The 6513-nt window shown below is 46.1% G+C and carries 6 protein-coding genes; all 6 read right to left on the reverse strand.

Annotated elements, in window-relative coordinates; genetic code table 11:
- Nucleotides 1-6 precede the first annotated feature (6 nt).
- Nucleotides 7-891, reverse strand: coding sequence for a phosphate ABC transporter permease PstA (pstA, locus tag MMY95_RS02045; protein WP_003641001.1), 885 nt, complete (start codon nucleotides 889-891; stop codon nucleotides 7-9).
- Nucleotides 881-1810: a phosphate ABC transporter permease subunit PstC gene (gene pstC, locus MMY95_RS02050; RefSeq protein WP_003641000.1), complete on the reverse strand. Its 930-nt coding sequence runs from the start codon at nucleotides 1808-1810 to the stop codon at nucleotides 881-883. Before pstC ends, pstA begins: the two co-directional genes overlap by 11 nt.
- Before the next feature lie 10 nt (nucleotides 1811-1820).
- Nucleotides 1821-2696 (reverse strand): phosphate ABC transporter substrate-binding protein PstS family protein, encoded by an 876-nt coding sequence (locus MMY95_RS02055; RefSeq protein WP_003643954.1) that lies wholly within the window; start codon nucleotides 2694-2696, stop codon nucleotides 1821-1823.
- A 344-nt stretch (nucleotides 2697-3040) separates the two neighbouring features.
- A complete protein-coding gene (locus tag MMY95_RS02060) occupies nucleotides 3041-4444 on the reverse strand; it encodes a HAMP domain-containing sensor histidine kinase (RefSeq protein ID WP_054519061.1) in 1404 nt (467 codons plus the stop codon).
- A complete protein-coding gene (locus MMY95_RS02065; RefSeq protein ID WP_003640997.1) occupies nucleotides 4437-5165 on the reverse strand; it encodes a response regulator transcription factor in 729 nt (242 codons plus the stop codon). The genes MMY95_RS02060 and MMY95_RS02065 overlap by 8 nt, the downstream gene beginning before the upstream one ends.
- Nucleotides 5165-6340, reverse strand: a complete 1176-nt coding sequence (locus tag MMY95_RS02070) for a hypothetical protein (protein WP_003646075.1) — start codon at nucleotides 6338-6340, stop codon at nucleotides 5165-5167. The genes MMY95_RS02065 and MMY95_RS02070 overlap by 1 nt, the downstream gene beginning before the upstream one ends.
- Nucleotides 6341-6513 lie beyond the last annotated feature (173 nt).

Here is a 6513-nt window from a genome sequence, read left to right on the forward strand (position 1 = left end):
CCTCCTTTATTCAGCGGTTAAGTGTTTGTACAAGCGTTTGCCAAGCCAACGAGCTAAGAAGTTAAAGAGCAATACCGCAATAATTAATACGGCTGAAGCCCCCGCCGAAACGGCTTTCGCGTCCGGCATAATTCCTTCTGAGTTGATCTTCCAAATATGAACGGCCAACGTTTCGGCTGGACGTAGTGGACTGAGTGGACTACTGATATCAAATGGATTCCAGTTACCAAAGTCCAAGGCTGGTGCACTTTGACCCGCAGTGTAGATTAAAGCTGCGGCTTCACCAAAGATCCGCCCGGCACTCAAGACGACCCCCGTTAAAATGCTTGGTAAGGCAGCGGGAACCACGATCTTCGTCACCGTCTCCCAACGTGATAGCCCTAACGCGTAGCCGGCCTCCCGTTGATTATCTGAGATATTGGCGAGTGCTTCCTCAATACTCCGGGTTAAAATCGGTAAGTTAAACACGGTCAGCGCAAACGCCCCGGAAAGAATCGAGAAGCCTAACTTGAACTGCACTACAAAGAACAAGTATCCGAACAGCCCCACGACTACGGATGGCAATGAACTCAGAATTTCAATGGTCGTCCGAATCAGGCCAGTCACCGTATTTTGCGGCGCATATTCATTTAGATAGATCCCCGCACCCAGTGAAATCGGTAATGAAATCAATAACGCTAAAAATAGTAAGTAGAAGGAGTTAAACAACTGAATGCCAATCCCACCACCCGCTTCAAAAGCCAGGGCCGGCGACGTTAAAAAATGCCACGAAATTTTGGGCACCCCTTGGATCAGAATGTATCCCAATAGGGCAACTAAGATGATGACCACAAAGGCTGCGACGCCGTATAGCACGCCAGTGGCAATTTTATCGATGCGTTTAGCGTTCATGGTTTAATTTCCCCTTTCGACCAATGTAGCGAATGACTAAGTTAAAGACTAAGGACATCAATAACAGGATCATGGCTAATGACCACAATGCATTATTTTGTAATGAACCCATGACAGTGTTCCCGATTCCCATCGTCAAGATACTTGTCAAAGTTGCGGCTGGTGAAACTAGGTTATGCGGCAACAACGTCGCGTTCCCAATCACCATTTGGACCGCCAGAGCTTCCCCAAAGGCGCGGGCCATCCCAAATACGACGGCAGTCAGCATGCCAGGAATGGCTGCCCGCAGGACGACTTTATAAATTGTTTGCCAGCGCGTCGCCCCTAGAGCTAGCGAGGCTTCTCGGTAATAACGGGGTACCGAATTCAGCGCATCCGCCGTCATTGACGTCACGGTCGGTAAGATCATGACAAATAGCACAAAGGTCCCAGAAAGAATCCCGTAGCCACTACCCCCAAACGTATTACGAACAAACGGTACGACAACTTGTAGCCCGATAAATCCATACACTACGGATGGAATACCAACTAATAGTTCCGTAACTGGCCGGAGAATCTTCGCCCCCCGCCGTGGTGAAATTTCGGTCATAAAGACCGCCGTCCCGATAGCAAACGGTGTGGCAATGAAGGCCGAAAGAATCGTAATCAAAAACGATCCAACAATCATCGGTAGTGCCCCCACAGCTGGTTGTCCATTCGTTCCGACTGTTCCGGGGTTCCACTGCGTCCCACTCAGAAATTGCCATAGATTAATGTGATTTTGAAAAAAGGTTGCTAACCCCCGTGATGCAACAAAGTAGAAAATCAAAAAGACAATCCCGACAATTAGCGCTAGACAAACTAGACTAATGGCCTTACCACGCCGTTCAATTTTACTAGCAACTGATTTTTTTAATAAGCTTTCTCGAATTTTATCCATGCGCTCTCCCTCATTTCATAACTGAAACTTTACCGGCCGCATTCCGCTGTACTTGCATGTCATGGACCGAAATATAACCTAACTGCTTGACTAACTTCTGCTGAACAGCGGTTGATAAAATGTAATCAATAAATTTTTTGGTTAACTGATTGGGGTGCTTCCCCGTATATAAATGTTCGTAGGACCAGATGTACCAGCGATTATTCCGCACATTTTTTTCGGTTGGCCGAATACCATCAACATTGACGGTCTGGACTGAGTTGTCTAAGTAAGAAAAAGCCACATAACTAATTGCGCCAGGTGTACTAGCAACAATTGACCGAGCTAATCCTGACGAATCTTGTTCTTGGGAATCAACACTCTGATTACCCTTTAAGGCGTATCGCTCAAATGTCTTCCGGGTTCCGGAGCCTTGAGCACGGTTAATTAACGTAATCGGTAAATTACGTCCACCAACTTCACGCCAATTCGTGACCTTGCCAGTAAAAATCTGAATGAGTTGCTGCTGCGTCAAATTGGTAATGCCCGCCTTTTTATTAACGATGGGGGCAATACCGACGACGGCTACCCGGTGATCAATTAACTTGCTCGCTGTAATGCCAGACTGTTCTTCGGCAAAAATATCAGAATTACCGATTGCCACGGCCCCCGCCTGAATTTGACTGAGTCCCGTTCCAGAGCCACCACCCTGCACATTGATAAACACACCGGTATGGTTGCTGCTGTATTGTTCACCGGCTGCTTCAACCAGTGGCTGTAAGGCCGTTGATCCAACCGCGGTAATTGATTCACTGGCACTAGTTTGATCGCGATGTGTGTACCCTAATCCAACTAGTCCAATGATCGCGATTAACACGATTAATTGGATGACCCGACTTTTTCTCATAACTATATACCTCCTACCCATTGCTCATATTCAATAATACAAAGTTTGTGTAAATGCTTTATATGAGTTTTGTAAAGATTGTGTAAACGTCGATATATTTTTAATTATTACCGGCTTTTAGCCCCCAATATGAAAGGAAAATTAAAAAAGTGCACAAAAAAAACGATTTTCAAGGTTTACATTTACCTTAAAAATCGTTATCAATTCGTCTGGCTTAATTACGACACATTCAATGCTCAACTAATGACATCTTTTGACTCAGCAATGCAACTCATACCGTCACCACGTCATCATTTGATAGACCACCAGTTACAATCAGAACTGTCCGTATGCTTAACGCCTTACTACTGCTCGGAAGCACTCGCAGCTAGTGGCAATGTAACTGTCATAGTTGTCCCAACGCCCCGTTGACTGACAACGTCGATTGTTCCGTGCATTGCGTTGACCAATTCTTGAACAATCGCTAATCCGAGTCCAGTCCCACTCACAAGTTGCTGTGAACGTGACGGACTCGCCCGATAGAAGCGTTCAAAAATACGCTGTTGATCATCGGCACTGATACCAATGCCCGTATCTTTAACTATCAGCGACCACGTTTGATGACTGACCATGGTGGCAATCGTCACGCTACCATGAGGTCGATTATACTTGATTGCATTCGTTAACAGATTTTTGATGATCTGACTCAACTTCTGTGAATCGCTCGTTATCATTAGATCAGCATCGACTTGGTTATTGATCGTTAAGTGCTGACGTTCGATTGCCTGCTGAACTACAGCCAGTTCCTGTTCGATCAATGGTCGAACAGCAAGCGGAACTAAGGTTAACATCGTCGTATTCTGAGCACGAATTCGCGATAGCGACAGAACATCCTGAATGAGATCAATCAACCGTTGACTTTCATCCGCAATAATATGCAAGAATTGGTCAAGCGTGTCCGGATCATCCTTGGCACCACTTAACAACGTTTCAGTGAAACCGGAAATGGCTGTAATCGGCGTCTTCAACTCGTGGCTAGCGTTGCTGACAAAATCATCCTGCATTTGTTCAATCATATAGACTTCAGTGATATCATACAACATCAGGACAATTTGAAATTGTGAACGATTGCCTTGGATATAAACGGTTGAAGCCTCGACAACCTGCGTGCTAGGCGCTGGAGTCAACGTAATCGTTGCCCGTTGATTTTTGCCACTAGTAATCGTATCTTCAATCAATTTAGTCAACGCGTACAGCTGAATATCCTTGGTATAAATGTGGGCCACCGTATTAACCGAGACTTGCAATAGTTCACTCATCGCCGGATTAGACAGTTGAACCTGTCGCCGGTGGTCAATGACCATCACTCCCACAGGCAAGTACCGCATAATCATCATTAACTCTTTTTCTTGCAGTTCCGCACGGCGCGTCTGACTTTTTTGATAACTCTCTAACTGGTTGACCGCTTGTGCTAGGCTGTATAAGGGGTCCGATTGTGGCAATAAGATATGTGGTGGAAATTGCTGGCTACTCATCTGACGAAGCTTAGCTTCCATACGGTCGATCGTGCGCTGCCGTTCACTTTGTTGCCGCCAAGCGATCAAGCCCTCGATTACTGCCAAAACCAGCCAAGCACCAACTAAACAACCGACTAGGCGCCAGGACCACTTAATTGGCGAAAAGTGCTGCAACACGACCAACACGATCAAAACCAGTAATACATTTTCCATGAGCAATAACCGTGTCGTCTGTTGCCAGCGATTATGCATGGCCGTCACCCACAAATTCGTAGCCAAAACCCCGGACCGTCCTGATCAACCGTGGCTGCTTGGGATCTGCTTCAATCTTTTCACGTAAATGTGAGATGTGAATATCAACGATCCGCGTCTCACTAGCATAGTCGTAGCCCCAGACGTGATTTAAAATCGCATCACGACTGAGAACCCGACCTTCTCGTTCAACAAAATACACAAGTAATTCAAATTCCTTTGGTGTCAAGCTGATATTTTTCCCGTTGCGCGCGACTCGGTATTTGTTTTGATCAATCTGTAAATCACCAACAAGCATTACCGCACGATTAGCAGGCGGCATGGGTGCCGGTGGTGTCACGGGCTCGTCCGGCGTTGTCCGCCGAATAACTGCTTTGATCCGAGCGAGCACTTCGCGGGGTGAAAACGGCTTGGTTATATAATCGTCCGCACCTAATTCCAAGCCGAACACTTTATCAAACTCATCATTTTTAGCCGTCACAATAATAATAGGCGTCTGAACCTTTTCTTGTCGTAACTTTTTTGTTACTTCCATTCCATCGAGTTTCGGCAACATCAAATCTAACAAAATACATGTAAATGATTGGGCCAGGCCTAATGACAACGCGTCCGCACCATCCGTCGCCGTCACAACTTCGTACCCCGCCTGCTTCAAGTTATATGATAATAACGTGACGATAGCTGGTTCGTCGTCTACCACTAAAATCTTATCCATGGTCATTAATCCTCCTGATCAGTGAATAACACAATTCCTAACTCGTGTGGGGCGCCATTATAGATCGCCGTTTCGGTAATAATTAATTCCTGTTGCCGATTGCGCACTTTGAGGTGAACATACGTCGGACTTTTCAGTAGGGCCGCGTAAAATTCAGCTTCCGTATTAACTGGTTGCCGGTTACATTCCAAGATAATATCTCCTAAATCGAGATTTAATTTATCCGCGGGCGTGTGGGGGCGTAACCCAATCACCCGCACACCTTGTTCAGTATCAGAATATCGAAACTGTTGGTGTCGATCATAATAACGGTGCTGTGCTAAGATTCCCCAAGTTAGCACAACGATTAATCCCATCAATGCTAGCAACCACTGCGGGCTGAGCACTGCAAAACGGGCAATGATTGCAACCAAAACACTCGCGAGTGTTACCCAACCATAGCGGGCCGCTAACTGCCGCCATGCAATTTGTGGCAGCTGCTTATAAACGCGAACACTCGTCCCAACTAATAAAGGCAACAATAAAATGCTGAAGGAGCGCTCGCCAACCATAAACACAGGCCACCAACTGATAGTTGCGTGTAACCAATCACCGGGGACCAGTACCCCAACTGGTAAGACCAACAATTGTTGCCACTGGTAACGAACAAGTCGCTTTCCACGTTGGTCGGGCTGTAGTTGCGGTGAACGGCCCTCATAATCATAGTGTCGTAACAAGACCGCCGTAGCCGCCAGCACGATGGCTAATAACAATAGTCCGTTCACCACCAAATTGCCACTCATACTGGTCATGGCAACACCGTGCCGTTGTAAAGCGCCCCCCACCGTCGTTAATTCCGGGCTCATAATCCAATAAACTAACCAGCTGAGGCCAAAAGCGGTCACTGGTACCAGTGCACCAGGAATAATGATCAAGCTAATGGCCGCCACTACTTCGTATATAACCACCCAGATGGGGGCCACCACTAATCCCAATGCCAAGCTAATAATTGTCATTAGAACTCCTAGTAAACAGCCATCCACTAAAAAGTGGTGGACTTCAACTAATTGTGGGTTGATAGCACTCTGAAAATGCTGCCGTTCACTCTTCACCCGCCGTTTAGCGGTTAAATAACTACGCAGCAATCCTAACCAAACTAGCGGTTGTAAAAGAAACAATTCAAAAATCTTTAATACCTGCATGTGCGTGACCCCTAACGTTAAACTCTGAAGTTAGTATAGCATTTTTGCCCAAGGAGACCAACGCCGTTTCAATTCCGTCAGTCCTGCTATTACCGCTTTAATATCTCTATATTATAAGACTAGGGACTGTCTGAAAACTAAAAATTCAGGTATAATCTGAGGAAAAACGAATC

The sequence above is a fragment of the Lactiplantibacillus sp. ME-2 genome (assembly GCF_022549155.1).
In the GTDB taxonomy this organism is placed as follows: Bacteria; Bacillota; Bacilli; order Lactobacillales; family Lactobacillaceae; genus Lactiplantibacillus; species Lactiplantibacillus plantarum.

Excerpts from the sequence above, each read along its gene's own strand:
- pstA (WP_003641001.1), bottom strand. The coding sequence starts at position 891 with ATGAACGCTAAACGCATCGATAAAATTGCCACTGGCGTGCTATACGGC.
- MMY95_RS02065 (WP_003640997.1), bottom strand. The coding sequence starts at position 5,165 with ATGACCATGGATAAGATTTTAGTGGTAGACGACGAACCAGCTATCGTC.
- MMY95_RS02055 (WP_003643954.1), bottom strand. The coding sequence starts at position 2,696 with ATGAGAAAAAGTCGGGTCATCCAATTAATCGTGTTAATCGCGATCATT.
- MMY95_RS02060 (WP_054519061.1), bottom strand. The coding sequence starts at position 4,444 with ATGCATAATCGCTGGCAACAGACGACACGGTTATTGCTCATGGAAAAT.
- MMY95_RS02070 (WP_003646075.1), bottom strand. The coding sequence starts at position 6,340 with ATGCAGGTATTAAAGATTTTTGAATTGTTTCTTTTACAACCGCTAGTT.
- pstC (WP_003641000.1), bottom strand. The coding sequence starts at position 1,810 with ATGGATAAAATTCGAGAAAGCTTATTAAAAAAATCAGTTGCTAGTAAA.